Below are 22,155 nucleotides of genomic sequence, written 5' to 3' on the forward strand. Positions count from 1 at the left end.
GACGAATGGATTTAAAGACAAAATCTTGTGCGAATTAATGTGCATATTATATAGAGTGGTGGATACCGCTCCCTCTAATATTTATAAAAGAAGTGAGCGTACATTGTCTCTATGTGACAACATAAGCTCACTTTTTTCAATTCCTATTCTTTATTCATGACGCTATGATTTTTACCATAAGCAACATACAAGAGTAATCCAAATACAAACCAAATACCGCAAGCAAGCCATGTAAAAGGAGAGAGCTGAGTAATTAAAAATAAACATAAGAAGAATGAGCAAATCGGTAAGAGTGGAAATAAAGGTACTTTAAAACCATTGGCTGGTATACTTTTATTTTTCCTTAAGTAAACAACGCCGATTGAAACGATTGTAAATGCAATTAATGTCCCTATATTTACTAGTTCTGCCAGGCTGGATAACGGTATAAAACCGGCACAAATAGCTACAAGTATTGCAAATACCCAGGTGTTTTTAACAGGTGTTTTATATTTTTTACTAAGCTCACTCATACTTTTTGGCAGCAAACCATCACGGCCAAACGCGTAAAGAAGTCTAGTGCCACCATATGACATAACAAGGATAACTGTCATCATCCCAACAACAGCACCAAGTGAAATAACACCAGCCGCCCAATCTTGATTAACGATCTGTAAAACAAAGCTAACTGGATCACTTACATTTAGGTTTGTATAGGGAACCATCCCTGTCAAAACAAGCGAAACAGAAACATAAAGTAGTGTACAAATTAATAATGATCCAATAATTCCAATTGGCATATTACGCTTTGGGTTCTTAACCTCTTCAGCAGCTGATGAAACAGCATCGAACCCAAGATAAGCAAAGAAAACGAGAGCTGCCCCACTGATAACGCCATTTATTCCGAACGGCATGAATGGCTGCCAATTATCAGGCTTAACATAGAAAATACCGATTCCAATAAATAAAAGAATAACACCTACTTTAATAAATACCATGATTGTATTAAACTTTGTAGATTCTTTTATTCCGAGCGTTAATAAAAAAGCAGTGGCAAATATAATGGCGATAGCTGGGACATTTACATATGTTCCATCTGCCGGATTAAATGAACCAGAGATAGCCTTTGGTATGATAATGTTAAAACCTTCCAACAAAGCACTTAAATAAGCAGACCAGCCAGTTGCAACAGCTGCAACGGCCAAGCCATATTCTAACAGCAAAGCCCATCCAACTAACCAGGCGACTAATTCTCCAAATACAATGTATGCATACGTATATGCACTGCCCGTTACTGGTACGGATGAAGAAAATTCTGAGTAACACATTGCTGCCAATGCACAAACAATAGCAGCAATAATAAAGGAAAAAACTATAGCAGGTCCGGCGTGCACCGCAGCTACTGTCCCCGGTAGAATAAATATACCTGTTCCGACAATCGCACCTACCCCAAGCAGTATTAAATCAAAGGCTCCCAGCGATTGTTCTAACCGGATAGTTCCCTTTTTTACCAGTAAATCTTCTAGATTTTTTCTCCTGAATAATTCATTTTTCATACAAACCCTCTTTTTTTGAAAATATGATAAAATTCTATATATTTTTAACCTAAAGGTCAATCAGTTTTGTCGAATTACCAAAATTTTTGTCGAATTGACAATATTTTTGCCGAAGAAAACTTTAAGTAAAGTTTTTACAGAATGGGATATATATATCCTTATCTGAAAAAGTTCTTTAATTTATAGTGCTTTAAAATAATTGTCAAAGACGTGATGGTAGGATATTGTCTATAGGATGCATATACAAACTGAGAAAATAAAATAGTAGATAAAAACGACTTATATTTTTGTAATAGAAAAGAGGCTGCACTTTATGCACTTAATTAACAAAATAGGCAAGAGTTTTTGGTATATCACTCCAATATCCATAACCGACCGGCCCATCCTGGGAATGGTAGTAGGCAATAACAAAACATTAATGATTGATGCCGGCAACTCGGAAGACCATGCAAATTATTTTATCAGCGAACTTTTAAAAAGGGATGTTCCTAATCCGGATATAGTTGTTCTTACTCATTGGCATTGGGATCATATCTTTGGTCTTTCTGCATTACCTAATGCAGTCTCGATTGCATCCGAAAAAACAAAAAAGGAAATGGAGAAGCTAATCCCGTTTTCATGGTCAGACGAGGCAATAGATGCACGAGTGAAAGAAGGAGTAGAAATTGAATTTTGTGCAAAAGCAATTAAGGAGGAATACAAAGATCACCGAGATATTAAGATTGTATTGCCAGATTTAACGTTTGATAAAAAGGTGGAAATTGATCTTGGCGGGGTAACCTGTATTGTTCAGTATGTTGGAGGGGATCACGCTTCAGATTCGGTCATCGTGTATGTCAAAGAAGAAAAGATTCTCTTTCTTGCTGACTGCATTTATCCTAATATGTATTCCAAAAAACAAAACTATACAATCAAGGAAACACTTCGGTTGTTAGATGAGTTAGAATCTTTTAATGCACAAACTTATATCCCTTCGCATCAACAGCCAATTTCAAAAGAGGAATTTAATCAGGAAGCTGCCAAGCTGAGAACTATTGCGAAATACACAGATAGTTGCCGTGGTGATAAACAGAAAATAGTAGAGGAATATAGAAAGTACGTAAAAAGAGAACTTACAGAAAATGAAATGGAAACAATCTCTGACTTTGTAAATGGATATAGCGGGTAATTTTTTTATAAATGAGGTTCATTAGTAGCAAAAGGCAGTGGGAGTACCCACTGCCATTTTTCGTAACTATTAATCATCCTTATGGCAGGTTGCCTCCCGCTCGGACGAAATGTACCATTTTAATCGCACATTACCATGGTACATTCCAAAGTTAATAACAACACTCCGGAAATAACCAGCGCTTTTATATAACAAAGCTAACGATAATGCCTGAAAGTATGCTTACAAGTGTGGCGCCATACAATAGTTTCAGCCCAAAACTTGCGACAATATTGCCTTGCTCTTCATTCAGACTTTTTACTGCTCCGGTAATAATACCGATTGATGAAAAATTGGCGAAGGAAACCAGGAATACAGAAAGGATCCCGAGTGTACGTTCACTAAACTGATGATCGCCTCCGGATAAATCCATCATCGCGACAAATTCATTTGTAACCAGCTTAGTTGCCATAATCCCCCCGGCACTAACCGCCTCTGATAAAGGAATCCCCATTATGAGGGCAATTGGAGCGAAAACATACCCGATTAGCCTTTGGAAGGAAACGTTAAATACCAGCTCAAACACGTTATTGATTGCCGCCATTAAAGCAATGAAGCCAATCAGCATGGCACCGACGATAACGGCAACCTTAAAGCCATCGAGGATATACTCCCCGATCATTTCAAAAAAGGATTGCTTTTTTTGAATCTGTATTTCCAGCATATCTTCATCTGGTTTTACCTCGTACGGATTAATAATCGAAGCGATGATAAAACCGCCGAATAAATTTAAAACGACTGCTGTGACAACATATTTTGGATCGAGCATCGTCATATAAGCGCCAACTATTGACATGGATACAGTAGACATCGCCGAAGCACATAGGGTATACAGACGCTGTTTTGAAAGCAGGCCGAGTTGTTTTTTCAACGTGATGAAAACTTCCGATTGTCCGACCATCAGGGAAGCAACTGCGTTATAGGATTCAAGCACACCCATCCTGTTTACTTTACTTAATACCCATCCAATTCCCTTCATAAGGACCGGCAGAATTTTCAAATATTGCAGAATTCCAATTAATACAGAAATAAATACAATTGGCAGCAGCACTGTTAAAAAGAATGGAGCCGCGCCCTCGTTTGCCATGCCGCCAAACACGAACGAGATCCCTTCGTTTGCATATTCAAGCAGTGTGGTGAAAATAGCAGCTATTCCATTGATGATGATAAGGCCAAATTCTGTATTTAACAGTAATAGTGACAAAAGAATTTGTATGACAACCATCGTGATAATTGGCTTGAATTTTACTTCTTTTCGATTTGAACTCGCCAGCCAAGCCAAAAACAAAACAACAAGAATACCTAAAACTGAAATACCGTATTGCATATGTAACCCTCCTGATGAATTAACCAATATATGTACGCGCTTCTAGTTAGTTACTACTAGTAAGCACCGCTTGACATAGTAACCTCTTTCACTAGTGATTGCAATGGATATTTTGCCCAAACCTTAACTAGAACCATCCATATTAAAAAAGAATGCGTTTTTTTCTTTTTTTGGGAACAATACTTTGAGAGTTTTGATGCAGCTTAGCAAATATAAAAAAGCACCTATATTTGAAGTTAATTTTCTTAGTACATTCAGCTTAGGGGTTGGAAGAATTGATATCAGCACGCAAAAGAAATTGGATTTTAGCTTTACTTTTTTTAGGCTGGGCTTTAGGAAATTTAGATCGGTATATTATGAATTATGCTGTTTTGTCCATTACGGAAGACTTGAATCTCAGTGCATCATCGACAGGGCTTTTGCTTAGCAGTTTTTTTGCAGGTTATGCAATCATGCAACTGCCTGGCGGATGGCTGGCTGACCGGTTTGGTGCCAGAAAAGTTCTGATTGCCTCAGTCATTGTATGGTCTATTTTTACCGGGCTCACAGGTGCTGCTTGGTCATTGGCTTCAATGGTAATCATTCGTTTCCTGTTTGGGATTGGAGAAGGCGGATTTCAGCCTTCCAGCTCAAAAATCATCTCACAAGTATTTCCCGAAGAGATGAGGGCTCGGGCTATGTCTATCATGTTATCATCTGCCGGGATTATCGCACTTATTATCCCAATTCTCTCGGTTGGATTGCTTACAACGATAGGCTGGCGGACTACATTCGTCATCATGGGAGCGATAGGGGTAATTATTGCAGCATTATATTGGTATTTTATAAAGATTCCAAACAGCGACGAGGCTTTAAATACTCAGAATTCCATGAGAGTTCAACAGGGTTCGTTTAAACTTTTGTTTAAGACCCCCTTGATGCTGAATTTATTTATAGCGTATTTCTCCTTATACGCAGTTAACTGGGGTCTTGCGACATGGATTCCGACCTATTTAGTGAATGTCCGCGGGCTAAACCTAGTTTCCTTAGGGTGGCTGCAGACGATTCCGGGAGTAGCACAACTCTTGGGCATTTATTTAAGTGGTTATGTGATTGACAAGTTAGCAAAAGGGCGCGAAAAAGTAGCAGGCGCTGTTACTTGTATCTGTATTTCGATACTGCTGTACCTAATGTTTACTGCCTCAAGTGTAACTTCTTTTATTATTTATCAAACGATCATTATGCTGATCATTTCATTCGTCGTCATTTTATTGCCAGCCATAGTACTTAAGAATTTCCCATCATCTTTGGCTGGTTCTAGTATGGGACTGGTTAATACAGGGGGACAGCTAGCTGGTTTCATCACACCTCTAGCGATTGGATTTATAGTGGATGCATTTAATGGCTCGTTTAACGCAGCGTTTTGGATGCTGATTGCTTTTGCATTTATATGTGCTGTAGCTCTTGTGACAATGAACTATGAAAAAGGTGAATTGCTTACTAGCAAAAGTGAAGGAACTAGCGGCTAAGGTGTACGAAAGGAGGGGGGCAGGTTTGAACATACATAGTTTTATTTCAGATTATATTGAGAAGCGTAAAGAAACATTTATTCAACTGAGCGATAAAATATGGAAAACGCCGGAACTTTATTTTGAGGAATATCGCTCTTCAGACTATTTGTGTCATGCATTGTCGGAGGAAGGATTTGAGGTTGAAAAAGATATTGCCGGACTTCAAACTGGTTTTATTGGGAGTTATGGCAGTGGAAAGCCTGTTGTGGCCATTTTAGGCGAATACGATGCTTTGCCCGGTTTAAGCCAGAAAAAAGGACTTACAAAAAACGAACCTATTACAGCCGGCGGCCATGGACATGGATGTGGACATAACTTATTGGGGACAGGTGCTTTTGCCGCAGCAGTTGCAATAAAAGAGTATATGGAGAGAACAGGCTTGCAGGGGACAGTGCGTTATTATGGCTGCCCGGCTGAAGAAAATGGATCTGGCAAAGCGTATATGGCTCGCGCTGGTTTGTTTGATGATGTGGATTTTGCCCTTTCCTGGCACCCGGAAACGAAGCCTATTATTATGAACTTCAGCTCGCTTGCAAACTACGCCGTTCGCTTTGTTTTTCATGGAAAAAGCGCTCATGCCGCGGCCGCACCTCATTTAGGCCGCAGTGCTCTTGATGCGGTCGAGTTGATGAACATTGGGGTCAACTACTTAAGGGAACACATGATTCCAGAGGCAAGAATACATTATGCCATTACCGATACAGGCGGAACCTCTCCGAATGTAGTACAAGCTCATGCGGAAGTCGCCTACTTGATCCGTGCTCCGAAAAAGCAGCAAGTAACGGATTTGTATAAAAGAGTTGAGGACATCGCAAAAGGCGCGGCCTTGATGACAGGAACGAGGGTGGAGGTAGAGTTCGAGGGAGCTGCTTCGGACTTGATTCCGAATAACACACTTGCTGAGGTTATGCACAAAAACTTAACAGTAATTGGTGTTCCTTCCTATGATAAGTTTGACCAAAAGTATGCGGAAGAAATAAGAGACTCGCTATCTCCCGAAGATCGTGATGCTGCTTTAATAGGCATGGATAAAAATACGGCGATGAAATTAAAAGACCAACACATAGCTGATCTCATTCCGCCATTAAGCGAAAAAGAAATAATGCTGTCAGGCTCCACGGACGTTGGAGATGTCAGCTGGATCGTTCCAACCATGCAATGTATGACAGCTTGCTGGGCGCTCGGAACTCCATTCCATACTTGGCAGGTCGTGTCACAAGGTGCAATGCCTATTGCCCACAAAGGCATGCTGCAAGCAGGGAAAGTAATCGCAGCTACCGCAATTGAGGTAATGGAAAACTCCGATATCTTAAAACGGGCAAAAGCTGAGCACCAAGAACGGCTTGACGGGGAAACTTACTTTTCTCTTATTCCTGAACACCAAGTTCCGCCGCGAAGAAGGTAAATATGGATAAAACACAAACAAACCTGGCTTCCATTTGAAGGCCAGGTTTATTTTTTCGAGGAGACTTAATAATGCTTTCTTATTCGGAAAAGGTTAGGACCGAGTTCATTTAATGCGATAGCCGCTAATATGATTGCAATGCCCATCCACTGAAGCGATGTCACTGTTTCCGACAAAATAAGGCTGGCTGATAGGATGGCAACAGGTAATTCAATGGACGTTAGGATGTTGGCAACCCCTCCAGAAACCAAAGGTGATCCGACCGCGAAAAATAATGGCGGAAGAACTGATCCAAATAACGAAACTCCAATAGCAGCCGTTAATAAGTTTTGCTCCAATGGCAGTACAGTTGGAATATCACGCATGAATAAAATCAGGACTAAAATCGTTGATCCTGTTACCATTAACGAACTCCGAGTCCATGCATCCACATTTACAGCAACCTTGCCGCTGAAAAAAATAAAACCTGCATAAGTGAATGCAGATAGAAGACCAAATATAACCCCTTTAACAGGTAAGCTCTGAATGTCCCCATCTACAATATTCGAAGCAAAAAACACCCCAATTAAAATGAACATGATGGACAATAATGTTACTGGTGCTGGTTTTATTTTGCTGAAAATCCATTCAAAAATGATTCCGATCCAAACGAATTGGAACATTAAAATGATGGCCAATGAAGCGGACAAATATTGCAAGGCCCCATAATAAAAAATACTTGTTAGTCCGATAAAACAACCGGTTAACATGATTTGAAGAACATTCTTCTTATTAAGTTCTTTGAAACTGCCGCGTTTAAGCAGGGTAAAAGACCATAATAAAAATGAGGCGAAAATCATTTGAACGATAATGATTTGGCCAACTGAGTAACCGTAGCCAAACCCTAATTTAGCAAATATAGGTGTAAAGCCAAAACATCCAGCACCTAGTAATATAGATAAAATTCCTTTATTTAATTTCATTGTAGCAGTGACCTCCATTAGTGCTTAAAAATAACTAACCTATAGTAACATAGAAACAAGAACAAATGCTGACTTTATACAAAAGAACGGGCTGTTATGAAATGGAATTAAATAATAGCGGCTTTTGTAACGAGATGGTTTGTGTTCTTTGAGTCACAATCTCCTCAATACGCGTGATCAAAAAATGTTTTTGAAAATAGCTCCGAGTACATTTAGGGGTTGCCGGGATAGTGAAATGTCCTTGAAAAAGGGTTTCGAGTACAATTTGGAGTTGTAGGGAAGTCAAAATGTCCTTGAAAAATTAATTTCTACAGAATTAATTAAAAAAGGTTTTCCCAAGATGAAACTCTTTAAGTTCCCGACTGGCCACATACCAAGAAAATTAAATAATACTTAAAGAGTCCCTATTACAAATGGGGGCTTTTTGTTTTTCTTAAATAATTTTCTGCCAACGAGAAAAAACAAGAAATTACCAAATGCGATTAGAGAAAGCGTTGAAAACGGTTTCTTGAATAATATTAATATTTTAAATTGACTGAAGAATCCAATTGTATTATTATTCTTCTATTAAACTTTTTTCGTAGAACGAAATATTAAAAGACTTTGGGGAAAGTGGAGTGGTTTTTATGTCACAAATGCTGGCATTGGTTATTATTGTAGGAATTTTATTGCTGGGAGATCTGGTTGCTGTACGAACGAAGGCTTGGGTGCCGTCCATGTTTGTCTGCGCTGTCCTGTTCCTCCTTGGTTATTGGACGTTTTTTCCAAAAGACATTGTAGCCGTCGCTGGTGTTCCGCCAGTTGTTGCTACGATGATGATGTATTTACTTATTACAAATATGGGGACATTGTTATCCTTAAAAGAATTGAAAAATCAATGGAAAACCATTGTTATCGCCCTTTTTGGGATCATTGGGATTATCGCTGTTTTAATGACGGTTGGAAGCCTTATTTTCGGATTTGAGACAGTCGTTGTCGCGATTCCTCCATTGGTTGGCGGGGTCGTATCCGCGCTTATCATGTCGGAAGGCGCAAAGGAAGCAGGCCTAGTCACCCTTTCCGTTTTTGCCATCGTTATCTATGTTGCGCAAGGATTTGCCGGCTATCCAATCACCTCTGTCGTATTAAAAAAAGAGGGGAAAAGGCTGTTAAACCTGTATCGCAGCGGACAGCTTAAGACGATTAACGATGAAACTGCACAAACAGAGGTTGCGGCTGCTTCTGAAACTGCCCAGCCAGAGCTTAAACTTTTTAAAAATATGCCGGAAAAATACAACACAGATTTCTTTAAACTGTTTAGGCTGGCATTCGTAGCCTTTCTTGCCTATCAGGTTTCCGTTTTAGCGGCGCCTGTTGTTTCGATCAGTCCATTCGTTCTTTGTTTACTCTTTGGGGTTATCGCCTCAAGTGCTGGATTTTTGGAAAGACAGGTCCTTCAAAAAGCCAATGGATTTGGAATGGCCCTAATGGTACTGATGCTGTTTATATTTGACGGCTTAAAACAAGCCACACCTAGTATGATGGTCGAGATTTTAGTCCCGCTCGTTGGCACAATTATTCTTGCCGTTATCGGGATGTATATTTTCTCTTTTATTGCCGGAAAGCTTTTAAAAGTGAGCAAGCATATGGCCTTCGCCGTTTCGTTAACCGCCCTTTATGGATTTCCGGCCGACTACATTATTACAAATGAAGTCATCAAGTCGTTGACCGAGGATGAAAAAGAAAGGGAAATGCTGACAAGCCATATGCTGCCGCCAATGCTTGTTGGCGGGTTCATCACAGTTACAATCGTTTCGGTTATCCTTGCAGGCATCTTTGTTGGATTCTTGTAATAAAGTGAACTTTTCATCAGTGGGGGGGTGTCCATCCCCACTGATGGTTAGCCGCGCTGAGCCCGGTTGAGTTTTCTAAGGGCTGAAGCCCTAAGAAAACTCTTAGTTCACCAATCGGACCTTTACGGGCAGTCGACCCCCACCTGGCTTCTCTGATAATTCCTCGAATCTTGAGGTGGGGGTTTTACTGCCCGTTAAGAGTGGGATAAATGGAGGGAAACACATTGACTGGTTTACAGGAACGAATTGAAAACCATATCGAGGCTATTAGCCAATTTACCGCGACACCTGGTAAAGGGACAACCCGCCTGACTTATAGCAAAGAGGATTTACAGGCGCGCGAATATATTAAACAAAAAATGCGGGAATATGGCCTTGAGGTCACCGAAGACGGTCTCGGCAATATTTTTGGCAGGCTGGAAGGTACCTTAAAGGATGCACCGAGTGTATTGATCGGTTCTCACTTTGATTCGGTGCCAAACGGCGGCTCGTACGACGGTCCTGCCGGAGTGGTGGCCGCACTAGAGGTCGCTCATTCTTTTAAAAAAAATAACCTTACTCCCAAGTATCCGTTAGAAGTAGTTGCCCTGATAGAAGAAGAGGGTACCAGATTTGGCGGCGGACTGATGGGCTCAAGAGGGATCGTAGGGCTGTTGAGTGAGAAAGAATTTCTAAGTTTAAAAGATAAAGATGGGGTGACCACGGAAGAATCGATGAAGAGCATCGGCCTTGATCCTTCCCTTCCGAAAAAAAGAGACCCAAAAACAATCAAGGCTTTCCTGGAACTGCACATTGAACAAGGACCGATTCTTGAAGAAAAGGGTATCCCAATCGGAATGGTAGAAGCGATTGTCGGATTAACCCAACTGGAGGTTACTGTTAAGGGACAGGCAGGCCATGCGGGTACGACCCCAATGGACCGCCGGACGGATGCGCTAGTTGCAGCAGCCAGCATGATTGCCCGCTTCCCGGAATTGGCCTCTGATGTAGGGGAAGGAACGGTCATCACCACCGGACGCCTGAATGTATGGCCTAACGGTGCAAATGTGATTCCAGATAAGGTTGTTTTTACAGTAGATATACGGTCAGGAAAAGAAGAACGCGTCCTTCATGCGGTTGAGGAAGTAATCGGCTTGATTGAGTCCTTTAATCGTAATGGAATCGAGACATCTGTCCAGCAGCAATTATATATGCCGCCAAAGGCAATGAACCAGGAAATCCTTTCTCTTTTTAAAAAGACATGCAGTGAATTGAACCTTTCATACTGTTCGGTAAACAGCGGTGCAGGCCACGATGCGATGGTTATGTCCGATGTGACCGATGTGGCGATGCTGTTCATTCCAAGCAAGGACGGCCTCAGCCATTGCCCGGAAGAATGGTCAGACGCCGGAGACATCGCAAAAGCTACGGAAATTTTATATGAAACAGCTAAGACATTAACGGAGGCGGAATAAACATGGTCCAAGCAAAAATAAAACAAGCGATTCAAGCATACAATGATGAACTTATCGAGTTGCGCAGAAAGTTTCATAGTGAACCGGAACTATCCTTTGAGGAATATAAAACAACAGCGTTTGTATGCGAGTACCTTGAGAATCTTGGCATCTCTTACCGCAAAACAGAACCAACAGGAGTTATTGCGAACATCGAAGGCGGTAAACCGGGGAAGACGGTTGCATTGCGCGCGGATATGGATGCGTTGACGGTTGAAGAATTAAATAAAGATCTGCCATATGCATCAAAGGAAGACGGGAAAATGCATGCCTGTGGACATGATGCCCATACGGCGATGCTGCTGATTGCCGCTAAAGCACTAAATGATATCAAAGGAGAATTGCCGGGAAATGTCCGGTTGATTTTCCAGCCGGCCGAAGAAGTAGCAGCGGGTGCGAAAGTCATGGTGAAACAGGGAGCTATGGACGGAGTGGATAATGTATTCGGCATCCATATTTGGTCACAGCTGCCGACAGGAACGGTTTCCTGTACACCGGGACCATCGTTTGCTTCGGCAGACCTTTTCACAGTCACCTTTAAAGGCAGGGGCGGACACGGGGCGATGCCTCATGCTTGTGTTGATGCAGCGATTGTTGCCTCGTCATTCGTGATGAATGTTCAATCAGTCGTGTCACGGACGATTGACCCGCTTCAGCCAGCAGTGCTGACTATTGGAAAAATGGTCGTCGGGACACGATTCAACGTTATTGCTGAAAATGCTGTAATTGATGGAACGGTGCGCTGTTTCGACCCGACGGTAAGAGACCATATTGAGCGGCAGCTGCAGATCTATGCGGATCAAGTGGCGGCGACTTACGGAGCAACAGCGAATGTAGAATACAACCGTGGCACACAGGCGGTCATTAACGACGAATACAGTGCAAAACTCGTACAACAAACAGCCAGCGAAGCATTTGGCGCAGAGGTAATTTATCACGAAAAGCCAACAATGGGTGGCGAGGACTTCAGTGAATACATGATGGAAGCCCCTGGCAGCTTTGCCCTCGTAGGCAGCGGCAACCCGGAAAAAGATACGGAATGGGCGCACCACCATGGCAAGTTCAACGTCGATGAAGACGCCCTCGCAACTGGCGCTGAACTGTATGCACAATACGCATGGAAGTACTTGAATGAGTAAAAAATAATGGAAAAGTGGTGCCTGACACTAAATGTGGACCGTGAGTCTATGTTGGGGTTGGCACCCTTTTTATTATTATCAAAAAGAATATTTTTTCTATGAGAATTGTCTAGCTATTTAAACGTTTTTGGCATGGAAGGGAGTTTGTCCTGTATATGTTGAAAATTGTCCTGTAAAGTTTGGGAAATGTCCTGAATAGTTCGGGAAATGTCCTGAATCTCAAAAAAGTTGTCTCGATTCCAGAAAAAGTTGTCCTGATCCGTAATCAGTCTGGTCTAGACAGCAGGCTAGCCTCTCTTAAAACGCCAGCTTTCTCGCTTGAAAATGTAGTGTGTTCTGATTGGTTGTAGGAAGCCCTATCAGTTGAGCGAGATTTTTAGTTAGTTTACTCCTTGTTTTCTCCTATCCCATCAATCTTCCAGACCTATGTTAAAAAAAGACAGTCGGTCGGACAAAGTGTAAGCAGAACACAATAATGTTATTATAATTAGAATAATGAGTATAGGAGAGAAACAAATGAATAGAAGAGTAGTGGTTACTGGTATTGGAGCAGTCACTCCATTAGGGAATGATGCTTTTACAACATGGACTAACATAAAAAATGGTGTATCCGGAATTGGCCCGGCTACAATTTTTGATGTTGAAAATATTGATATTAAAATTGCTGCAGAAGTAAAAAACTTTACACCAGAAGAATTTATGGATAAAAAAGAATCAAGGAGAATGGGCCGTTACAGTCAGTTCGCTGTTGCTGCGAGTAAAATGGCTGTAAAGGATGCGGGTATTAAGATAGGTGCCGATATTCAACCAGAACGGGTCGGAGTTTGGATTGGATCAGGAATTGGCGGTTTAGGTGAGTTCGAAGCACAACATCGGAAATTTTTAGAGAAGGGTCAAAGAAGAGTAAATCCTTTTACGATTCCGATGTTTATCCCGGATATGGCCGCGGGGCAAGTTTCCATTGAAATCGGAGCAAAAGGAATCAACAACTGTTCAGTCACAGCTTGTGCTTCAGGTGCGAATTCAATAGGTGATGCATTCCGGGCAATCCAACATGGTGATGTTGAAATGATGATTGCCGGCGGAACAGAGGCGACGATAACGGAAATGACGGTTGCAGGATTTTCTAATATGACCGCTCTTTCCAAGAATCCCGATCCGAAATCAGCAAGTAGGCCATTTGATAAAAATCGAGATGGATTTGTTATCGGGGAAGGCGCTGGAATTTTGGTATTAGAAGAGTTAAATCACGCCCTTGCCCGCGATGCTCACATATATGGAGAGCTCATTGGGTATGGTGCTACCGGAGATGCCCATCATATTACAACTCCTGCACCTGAAGGAGAAGGCGCGCAACGATCCATGAAACAAGCATTAGCAGACGCCGAAATCTCTCCGGAACAAGTGGACTATATCAATGCTCATGGAACATCTACTTATTACAATGATTTATATGAAACATTAGCGATCAAGGAAGTTTTCAGAGAACATGCATACTCTCTTTCAGTAAGTTCGACGAAATCGATGACAGGACATTTGCTGGGAGCAACGGGCGCCCTAGAAGCAATGTTTTCAGTATTAGCCATAAAGGAAGGGATTCTTCCTCCAACAATTAATTATGAAACACCCGATGAACAACTTGATTTAGATTATGTCCCTAACGTAGCTAAAAAGAAGGATATTCAAATCGCTCTATCAAACTCACTAGGTTTTGGCGGGCATAATGTTACATTGATTTTTAAAAAATTTAGTGAGTAAACCGACTTATATATCAGTAGTTATTTCATGGAGCTTAAAAAGGAGTGGCAGGAGAGATTCCTGCCACTCTTCATATAGTATAAGAAAGTATATCTACTCCTTGAGCACTGTCTAGCTACAGCGCTTAGGTAAGCCCGAGGGTGTCGGATTGGGCTTTTCTGATTGGTACAGCCGTTGTCGTTCATGGTTTGGCTAATTTGATCTGGAATAATTACATCAGATATGTTGATGCGTCAAAGGCTTCGATATTATCCAATTTAGAACCTTTTGTAGCCATGATCATGGGATTGATCTTGTTATACAAACCCATCACTGGGGTGGAAATCTTAGGGTCAGTATTTATAGTCGGAGGCGTAGTGTTATCTACGTATCAGCGGAAAAAGCTAAATAGCCCATCGAATTAAACAAGAAGAGCATTATAATCGTTTAGATTACAATGCTCTTTTTCAGCCTTGTTACCATTCTTTTGGCTCGTAGTCGAGTTCTCTCCCCTCATCTATTTAAAGTGAGGGGATTTAAGGTTATTTAATTGCTTTGCTCACTTTTAACTTCTTTCCTTTGATAGTCGCATTCTCCATGGCTTGTAATACTAGTGAGCCCTTTCCATTCAGAATATCAACATATGACATATTATCGTGGATGGTTATAATGCCGATATCATCTGCTGTGACTCCTGGGATTTTTGCAATCGTTCCAACAAAATCAACAGCACGAATTTTCTTCTTTTTACCACCGCTGAAATGGAGTTTCATAATATCTTGATTGATTCGTGCAGTCTTATTATTTCTTACCACCCGCCTGCTGCTAAGTTTTTCTTCGAAGGCAGCTTTTCCGCCAGCCACTTCGAGATGGCTGGGAGCTTCTATAGCAGGGATTTCAAAGCCGATGTATCTTTCAATTGATTTAACGAACTTTTCTTCAAATGGTGTCGAAAACGTAATGGCCATTCCTTTATTTCCGGCACGGCCGGTTCTCCCGGTTCGATGCACATAGCTCTCTTTTTCCATAGGGACATCATAGTTGATAACAAGTGTTACGTTATCAATATCAATACCTCTGGCAGCTACATCGGTGGCCACCAAATAGCGGAAGTTGCCCATTTTGAAACCTTCCATAACAGCAAAACGGTCTTCTTGTTCTAGTCCGCCATGGAGTCTTTCACAAGGATAGTTAGCTTTTTCCAGCTCACTATACACAGCATCAACGTGTTCTTTAGTTCGGCAGAAAATCAGGCAGCTGTCTGGATTTTCTACAACTGTGATGTCTTTAAGGAGTGAGATCTTTTCTTCTTCCTTCACTTCAATTAGAAAATGTTCAATTGTATCAGCTGTTACCCCGGTTGATTCAATCTCAATATGAACAGGATCTTTCATATATTTATGGCAAAGATTTTCAACATCTTTAGGCAGGGTAGCAGAAAAAACCATGGTTACTCGGTTTGAAGGCAGCTCTTTGATGATCGCTTCCACTTCATCGATGAAACCTCTATTAAGCATCTCATCCGCTTCATCTATGATAAGATACTTTATTTGTTCCAAAACTAGAGTTTCTCGTTCAATATGGTCCATGACACGGCCAGGCGTACCAACGACTACATGCGTTTTTTGTTTCAATTCATCCCTTTGTTTCGTAAACGGTTCTTTTCCATAGACAGCCACTGCCTTAATGCGTTTAAACCTGCCGATATTTGTTATATCGTCGCGGACTTGAACCGCAAGCTCCCTAGTTGGGGTAAGAATTAGGACCTGTGGTTCTTTTTCTTCCCATTCAATCATATCGCAAACAGGAATACCAAAAGCGGCAGTCTTTCCGCTTCCGGTTTGAGCTTTTACGACAAGATCCTGATTTTCCATCGCTAATGGAATGACTTCACTTTGAACTTCTGTCGGGGTCTCGTATTTTAACACAGCCAGTGCTCTTTTTATTTCTTCACTTACATGAAAATCCGCAAAACTTATTTTACTCATTTTTTAACCTCGTTTTTTGTGTTTTCGTCATATATATATAGAATTCTCTCCAAGCAATATCATATGCATAATCTGAATATGGTTCATTATACTTGAAAAGAGCGGGACAAATCGGTTTTTTCTTAGATTTTAAAAAAGCGGGGGATGGTTTCGATCATCAGGAACAAGGAAGAGAGCATAAAATATAAAGAGTGTTACATAAACTTCGGAAAGCGTTACGTAAAGTATGAAGAGTGTTACATAAATCTTTAAAAGTGTTACGTAAAATTATCCGTGGGGAGATGCCCACAATATTCTATCTTCTAACCGTACATAAATAACCCCTATTCTGAAAATAAGAAAGAGCATTGTAATCATTTAGGTTACAATGCTCTTATTGTATTGTTCAGCCTCTTACCATTCCTTTGGCTCATAGTTAAGCTCTCTGAATAGTTGAGTCTTCTCCTTCTTAGATAAGTCTCTCCATTGTCCAGGAGGGAGATTTCCCAAGGTAATATTCATAATCCGCACTCTTTGCAGCCTGTAAACCTCGTAGCCCAGCGCCTCACACATACGGCGAATCTGGCGGTTTAACCCCTGTGTTAAGATAATCTGAAAATCGAATTTTGATAACTGCCGTACTTCACAAGGAAGTGTTTTAGTGCCTAAGATCTTTACACCCTCGGACATTTTTTTCAAAAATTCCGGCGTAATCGGCTTGTCTACCGAAACAAGATATTCCTTTTCATGCCTATTTTCAGAACGGAGAATCTCGTTAACAATGTCTCCGTCGTTCGTCATAAGTATCAAACCCTCTGAATCTTTATCCAGACGTCCAATATTAAAAATCCGTAATGGATGGTTAACCAAATCAACAATATTTCCTTTTACACCTTTTTCAGTTGTGCTTGTAATGCCCACAGGTTTATTTAAAGCAATATAGACATTGTTCCTGGCAACACGGATCGGGTCCCCGTTTACTAGAACATTATCCCCGGGCTTCACCTGGCTCCCGATTTCAGCCCGCTTCCCATTGATTGTCACTCGTCCATCCATGATTAATTTATCCGCCTGCCGCCTTGAAGCTTTTCCAGACTCACTAATATATTTATTGATCCGCATGCAAACCATCCTTAAGTAGATATCGTATTAATCCATTTAACCATACTTTATCCCGATGCAGAAGAACGAAACAAAGTAATCCCATTGGGGGAGACTGAAAAAATCGAATGGAACCAGTTTTATGAACGGTGAATTGCACCTTTTGAGACTGTTAAGCTTACTTATATGTACTTTATCCAAATCACCTTCTATTTAACTTGTCTAGAGAATCAATTATTTGGTGACGCATTTTTTGTGAAGAATGAAGTCGGAAATTAACTAAAACAGTCTTCATTTTATAAAAAGGGGATTCGGAATAGATCTCCGAATCCCATATACGTTACGTAGCTTTCTTCTGTGTTTTGGGATTATTCTTGGTTAAGGTCATGACGAACGATATTCCCATAAGGATCATTACAATCGTGAAGGGCAGTGCCGCAATAATCAGCATATTCTGCAGGCCCGCGATACCGCCGAAGTAAACAACAACCGCAGCCATAGTTGACTGAACCAGTCCCCAGGCAATTTTAACGGAATTCCCGGGATTTAAAAGCCCATTCGTACTAAGCATTCCCAGGACAAAGGTTGCGGAGTCCGCAGACGTGATAAAGAAAATGGCAACGGCAATTATAGTGAGGAAGGACATAAACGTGCCCAAAGGATACTCGGCTAGTACCCCAAACGTCGATGTTTCCAATGAAAATTCAGATATCGCTGCCAACCCCAGTTGCTCCAGGCGTAGGGCAGAAACACCGAAAACGGCGAAGAAAATAAAGCATACAAGTGATGGCAGCAGCAAAACACCGAAGAGGAACTCTTTTATCGTTCTTCCTTTTGATATTCTCGCAATAAAAATTCCGACGAACGGCGCCCAGGATATCCACCATGCCCAATAGAAAATGGTCCAGCTGTTTATCCAGCCCCGATTTTCTTCGTTTAAAGGAGCAAGCCTGAGACTCATTTCAAAGAAATCGGATAGGTAGCTCCCTAATGTATGGGTAAACATGTTTAAAATGTACATGGTCGGTCCCGCAAAAAATAATAGAACTAACAGCAACCCGGCCAATCCCATATTTATATTGCTAAGGTATTTGATGCCTTTACCTATACCGGACCAGGCGGACCAAATAAATAAAATTGTTGAAACTACAAGCACGATCAATTGGATTTGGAAACTGTTCGGTGTCCCAAATAAGAAGGACAGCCCCCCGGTAATTTGGGCCGATCCAAACCCAAGTGTGGCTGCAACTCCGACTACTGTTGCAAAAACAGCTAGGATATCGATTATTTTGCCAAGTGCTCCCTGCATTTGTTTTTCTCCAAGTAAAGGGATGAGCGTCGTGCTAATTAGTCCTGGTGCGCCCCGATTAAATTTGAAATAGGCCAATATTAAGCCTACAATCCCATAAACTGCCCAAGCATGGATGCCCCAGTGGAAAAAAGAATATTTAAGAGCGTCCTTTATTGCATCATCTGTCCCTTCCTCTGCAAGCGGACTGCTTATAAACGCATGCGAAATGGGTTCTGCTGTCGTCCAAAATACCAATCCCATGCCCATTCCGGCGCTAAAAAGCATCGCAAACCATGAAGCATTACTGAACTCGGGAACGTCATCCTTTTGGCCAAGCTTAATATTCCCGAGTCGAGAGAACATTAGATATGTACAGAAAAGGAGGATTCCAAGCACAGCCAGCAAATAAAACCATCCAAAATCCATCAAGATATTTGAAGTTAATGAGGACGTAAATGAGTTCATTCCTTTTGGGTCAATTGCACCCCAGAGCACAATCATTAATGAAATTCCTATTGCATACCAGAATACTTTTGTAGCTTTCTTCATAATCCACTCCTAAAACTTTTCTATGGTTGTTTATCCAAACAAAATAATTACCCTATATAGAATGATTTAAACTACTGTTTCATTTTCAAAATGGGTTCGATGCATAAGACAGTTGCCCGGTTAAAATTAATACCAAGGTTTTAATTCAGTTTTCTAATATTTGGAAACTTTTAGTCTTTTATCTCGTATACAATCATACGAACAGGAGGGGGAGCCGATGTTTTCAGAGATTAATGCAAGGCTTTTTGAGATACAGAGTGAGTTGCGGAAGGTCACGAAATATAACATTCAGCTTGCGGATTATGGATAGGGTAGAAGACCGAGTTTCAGAACTGAAAACTGATTTTCAGATAGAGCAAGAAGATGTGAAGAGGCTGGAACGCTTTGGATTGTCCTATTTATTTGCAAAATTGGCAGGTACAAAGGAAGAGAAACTAACAAAGGAAAGGCAAGAATTGATTGCGGCTGAGTACGCGTTAGTGGAAGCTGAGAAAGCAAAAGAGGATATAGAGAAGTCTATCAAAATGGTGCAAGAAAAGCTTCATGCCGTGGAATTTGCCAAACAGGAGTACCAACAGCTCCTTAAACAAAAAGAAAAAATGATTAAAGAGAGCACATCCCCTTATGCAGCCAAGCTATTCCAATTGTATGAAAAGGAAGGTACCCTTCAAGCCAGCCTGGCAGAACTTCAGGAGGCAATAACTGCCGGAAGGCGTGTCAGGGAGAATCTTGAAACGGCTTTAGAGTCCCTAGATAAGGCAGCAGCATGGGGCCAGTGGGATATGTTTGGCGGTGGTACCATTTCCGGCATGGTTAAACACCAGCATATAGCAGATGCCGAAGAAGATTTATATGAAGCCCGCAAAAGCATGCGGCTTTTTCAAAAAGAATTGTTGGATGTAAAGATCAATTTGAATCAAGATGTCCATATCTCCGAGATGTTAAGGTTTGCCGATTTCTTCTTTGATGGTTTCATCGCTGACTATATGGTCCAAAATAAAATTAATGATATGATTGACCAGACTGAAAGCCATTCCCATAAAGTAAGTGATGTGTTAACAGCGCTAAACGGAAAATATGTGCAGGAAATGAAGAAGCTGGACGCAATCCATAAGGAAAAGCTGGAGATAGTCGAGAAGTGTTAACAGCCGTAAGGGAACGAATTATTGTAGCCAGGTATTATAACTATCTGGATAAGGGGAATTTGCGCATGAGTGGAGTGTTCAATGAAATTGATTGGGATGAAGTTAATGTGATTATCCAGAAATCCAGGGGGAAATCTAGTGAAATGTCTCCTGAAAATTTTACGAAAATTAGCTTTTTGATTGATGAGATAGAATCATTTCCTGATAATCAAAAATCGGTGGTTGAATCAGGAGCTCTCTTTAGAAAACATCTTAATGAAAAATATGATAAATTGTCCCCTAAAAGCATTTATTGGCTGGTTGATAGATTCTGCTTTTTGAATAGATAAAGACTGTAGAGAAAGCCCGCATACCTTTACGCGGGCTTTCCCTTTTTAAACCATTCACGGACGCTGCACTCCTCGTTTCGTGCTTTTTTGCACTTCCAATTCCATATTCAAGCCCTTCACTAACGAGTAGCTCATAGCGAGCAGGATAAATGCGAAGGGGAGGGCTGCAGCGATGGATGCTGTCTGCAATACAGTCAGCCCGCCGGCCAGCAGCAATACGGCTGCAACAGCGGATTGGATGACGCCCCAGGTCATTTTGATTTTGTTTGAAGGGTTAAGCGTCCCGCCTTCACTTAACATTCCCAGCACGAATGTAGCGGTGTCTGCGACAGTGATATAGTAAATTGCTACGACCGCAAAGCCCAATATGCTTAACAGCGAGCTTAAAGGAAAATAATCAAAGAAGATAAAAATCGATAACGATAGGTTTTCAGCTATATTTTTTGCCAAATCTCGGTTCGCGGGATCCTGAACCAGTTCAAGTGCCGAGCCCCCAAAGACTGACATCCACAGGCATGTTCCAAGTGTCGGGACAACGAGCACCCCGATTACAAATTCCTTTATCGTCCGTCCTTTTGAAATCCTTGCAATGAACATGCCGACGAACGGCGCCCAGGCAATCCACCATGCCCAATAAAATAACGTCCAGGAGGCAATCCATTCTCCACCCTCGCTAAAAGGTGTTAACCTTAGGCTCATTTTTACAAAATCATTCACATAAAGCCCCATTGTATTAAAAAACACTTTGACCACAGTCAAGGCTGGCCCGACAAAAAGAATCAGCATCATAATTGAAAAAGACAGGATGATGGCGGAGTTGGATAAATATTTTATCCCCCTTTCAAGTCCTGTATTAATGGAAATGATGAAAATTACGGTTGCAACAGCAATCACGACCAGCTGGACAAACAGCGTATTCGGAATGCCAAAAATATCGTGCATTCCCGCAGTAACCTGCATCGCGCCAAGCCCCAGGGAGGTGGCGATACCAAAGACCGTTGCAAAGATGGAGAGAATATCGATCGTTTTTCCAATTGGTCCGTGAATCTTATCTCCCAAAAGTGGGTGGAAGGCTGAACTAATCGAAGCAGGCAGCCGTTTGTTATATTGAAAAAACGCAAGCGCCAAGCCAATTATCGTATAGATAGCCCATGGGTGAAGCCCCCAATGGAAAAATGTATACTTCATCGCGGTGTTTGCAGCTTCAACCGTATACGCTTCTCCGTAGGGAGGAGCTGTGTAATGGGTAATCGGTTCAGCAACACTCCAGTAGACGATTCCGATACCCATTCCTGCGCCGAACAACATCGCAAGCCACGAACCGGTACTGAAATCGGGCGTATCATTTTTCCTGCCCAGCCGGATGTTTCCATACTTTGAAAACAGCAAATAGACCGAAAAAATTACAAAGAATAGAGTGGAACCAAGATATACCCAGCCAAGGTAATCGATTGAGCCATTGTAAACGGCATTGGTCACCCTGGTTAAACTGTCTGTGAAGAAAACTCCCCATATGATGAAGATGAGGGTAAGCAATAATGATAGAAGGAAAACACTATTTCCTTTAAATTTTTCCATAAGAACCT

At 41.4% G+C, this 22,155-nt stretch carries 17 protein-coding genes; 10 read left to right on the forward strand and 7 right to left on the reverse strand.

The annotated features are described in order from the left end of the window. Positions 1 to 143: 143 nt before the first annotated feature. Complete coding sequence (locus AM500_RS03880) at positions 144 to 1,535, reverse strand: branched-chain amino acid transporter BcaP (protein ID WP_053598031.1); 1,392 nt, start codon at positions 1,533 to 1,535, stop codon at positions 144 to 146. 313 nt (positions 1,536 to 1,848) lie between these two features. Here AM500_RS03880 and AM500_RS03885 point away from each other — a divergent pair, with 313 nt between their 5' ends. Further along, the gene (locus AM500_RS03885; protein WP_053598032.1) at positions 1,849 to 2,703 is read left to right on the forward strand and encodes an MBL fold metallo-hydrolase; all 855 of its coding nucleotides are present in this window, start codon (positions 1,849 to 1,851) and stop codon (positions 2,701 to 2,703) included. Between the two features lie 184 nt (positions 2,704 to 2,887). Here AM500_RS03885 and AM500_RS03890 read toward each other — a convergent pair whose 3' ends face one another. Then, entirely contained in the window at positions 2,888 to 4,069 is a 1,182-nt protein-coding gene (locus AM500_RS03890; protein ID WP_053598033.1) for a NupC/NupG family nucleoside CNT transporter, read from the reverse strand. A gap of 275 nt (positions 4,070 to 4,344) precedes the next feature. Between AM500_RS03890 and AM500_RS03895 the strand changes: the two genes are divergently transcribed. Both AM500_RS03895 and AM500_RS03900 read left to right on the forward strand, forming a co-directional pair. Then, the gene (locus AM500_RS03895) at positions 4,345 to 5,577 is read left to right on the forward strand and encodes an MFS transporter (RefSeq protein ID WP_053598034.1); all 1,233 of its coding nucleotides are present in this window, start codon (positions 4,345 to 4,347) and stop codon (positions 5,575 to 5,577) included. A gap of 25 nt (positions 5,578 to 5,602) precedes the next feature. Further along, on the forward strand, positions 5,603 to 7,024 hold the full coding sequence (locus tag AM500_RS03900; protein ID WP_053598035.1) for a M20 family metallopeptidase: 1,422 nt from the start codon (positions 5,603 to 5,605) through the stop codon (positions 7,022 to 7,024). 65 nt (positions 7,025 to 7,089) lie between these two features. Here the strand turns inward: AM500_RS03900 and AM500_RS03905 are convergent, their stop codons facing one another. Further along, complete coding sequence (locus tag AM500_RS03905; protein ID WP_053598036.1) at positions 7,090 to 7,986, reverse strand: EamA family transporter; 897 nt, start codon at positions 7,984 to 7,986, stop codon at positions 7,090 to 7,092. Between the two features lie 626 nt (positions 7,987 to 8,612). Here AM500_RS03905 and AM500_RS03910 point away from each other — a divergent pair. The 5 genes from AM500_RS03910 to AM500_RS24810 all read left to right on the forward strand — a co-directional run bounded on the left by AM500_RS03910 (position 8,613) and on the right by AM500_RS24810 (position 14,612). After that, positions 8,613 to 9,818, forward strand: coding sequence for a hypothetical protein (locus tag AM500_RS03910; RefSeq protein ID WP_053598037.1), 1,206 nt, complete (start codon positions 8,613 to 8,615; stop codon positions 9,816 to 9,818). Between the two features lie 209 nt (positions 9,819 to 10,027). After that, positions 10,028 to 11,272, forward strand: a complete 1,245-nt coding sequence (locus AM500_RS03915; RefSeq protein WP_053598038.1) for a Zn-dependent hydrolase — start codon at positions 10,028 to 10,030, stop codon at positions 11,270 to 11,272. A 2-nt stretch (positions 11,273 to 11,274) separates the two neighbouring features. After that, positions 11,275 to 12,450 carry a M20 family metallopeptidase gene (locus tag AM500_RS03920; RefSeq protein ID WP_053598039.1) on the forward strand — a complete coding sequence of 392 codons (1,176 nt, stop codon included), beginning with the start codon at positions 11,275 to 11,277 and terminating at the stop codon, positions 12,448 to 12,450. Between the two features lie 516 nt (positions 12,451 to 12,966). Continuing rightward, positions 12,967 to 14,208 carry a beta-ketoacyl-ACP synthase II gene (gene fabF, locus AM500_RS03925; RefSeq protein ID WP_053598040.1) on the forward strand — a complete coding sequence of 414 codons (1,242 nt, stop codon included), beginning with the start codon at positions 12,967 to 12,969 and terminating at the stop codon, positions 14,206 to 14,208. Positions 14,209 to 14,348: 140 nt separating this feature from the next. Next, on the forward strand, positions 14,349 to 14,612 hold the full coding sequence (locus AM500_RS24810) for a DMT family transporter (protein WP_231688102.1): 264 nt from the start codon (positions 14,349 to 14,351) through the stop codon (positions 14,610 to 14,612). Positions 14,613 to 14,729: 117 nt separating this feature from the next. Here the strand turns inward: AM500_RS24810 and AM500_RS03930 are convergent, their stop codons facing one another. From AM500_RS03930 to AM500_RS03940, 3 genes are all read right to left on the reverse strand, one after another. After that, positions 14,730 to 16,175 (reverse strand): DEAD/DEAH box helicase, encoded by a 1,446-nt coding sequence (locus AM500_RS03930; protein WP_053598041.1) that lies wholly within the window; start codon positions 16,173 to 16,175, stop codon positions 14,730 to 14,732. 393 nt (positions 16,176 to 16,568) lie between these two features. After that, positions 16,569 to 17,285, reverse strand: coding sequence for a 23S rRNA pseudouridine(2604) synthase RluF (gene rluF, locus AM500_RS03935; RefSeq protein ID WP_197282660.1), 717 nt, complete (start codon positions 17,283 to 17,285; stop codon positions 16,569 to 16,571). Positions 17,286 to 17,595: 310 nt separating this feature from the next. Further along, entirely contained in the window at positions 17,596 to 19,095 is a 1,500-nt protein-coding gene (locus AM500_RS03940) for a BCCT family transporter (protein ID WP_053598043.1), read from the reverse strand. A 302-nt stretch (positions 19,096 to 19,397) separates the two neighbouring features. Here AM500_RS03940 and AM500_RS03945 point away from each other — a divergent pair, with 302 nt between their 5' ends. Both AM500_RS03945 and AM500_RS03950 read left to right on the forward strand, forming a co-directional pair. After that, complete coding sequence (locus AM500_RS03945) at positions 19,398 to 20,240, forward strand: hypothetical protein (protein ID WP_053598044.1); 843 nt, start codon at positions 19,398 to 19,400, stop codon at positions 20,238 to 20,240. A gap of 65 nt (positions 20,241 to 20,305) precedes the next feature. Then, entirely contained in the window at positions 20,306 to 20,569 is a 264-nt protein-coding gene (locus tag AM500_RS03950) for a hypothetical protein (protein ID WP_156319740.1), read from the forward strand. Positions 20,570 to 20,623: 54 nt separating this feature from the next. Here AM500_RS03950 and AM500_RS03955 read toward each other — a convergent pair whose 3' ends face one another. After that, positions 20,624 to 22,147, reverse strand: a complete 1,524-nt coding sequence (locus tag AM500_RS03955) for a glycine betaine uptake BCCT transporter (RefSeq protein ID WP_053598046.1) — start codon at positions 22,145 to 22,147, stop codon at positions 20,624 to 20,626. Positions 22,148 to 22,155: the final 8 nt, after the last annotated feature.

Origin of the sequence: Bacillus sp. FJAT-18017 (assembly GCF_001278805.1) — a bacterium.
Classification (GTDB): Bacteria; Bacillota; Bacilli; order Bacillales; family Cytobacillaceae; genus Bacillus_D.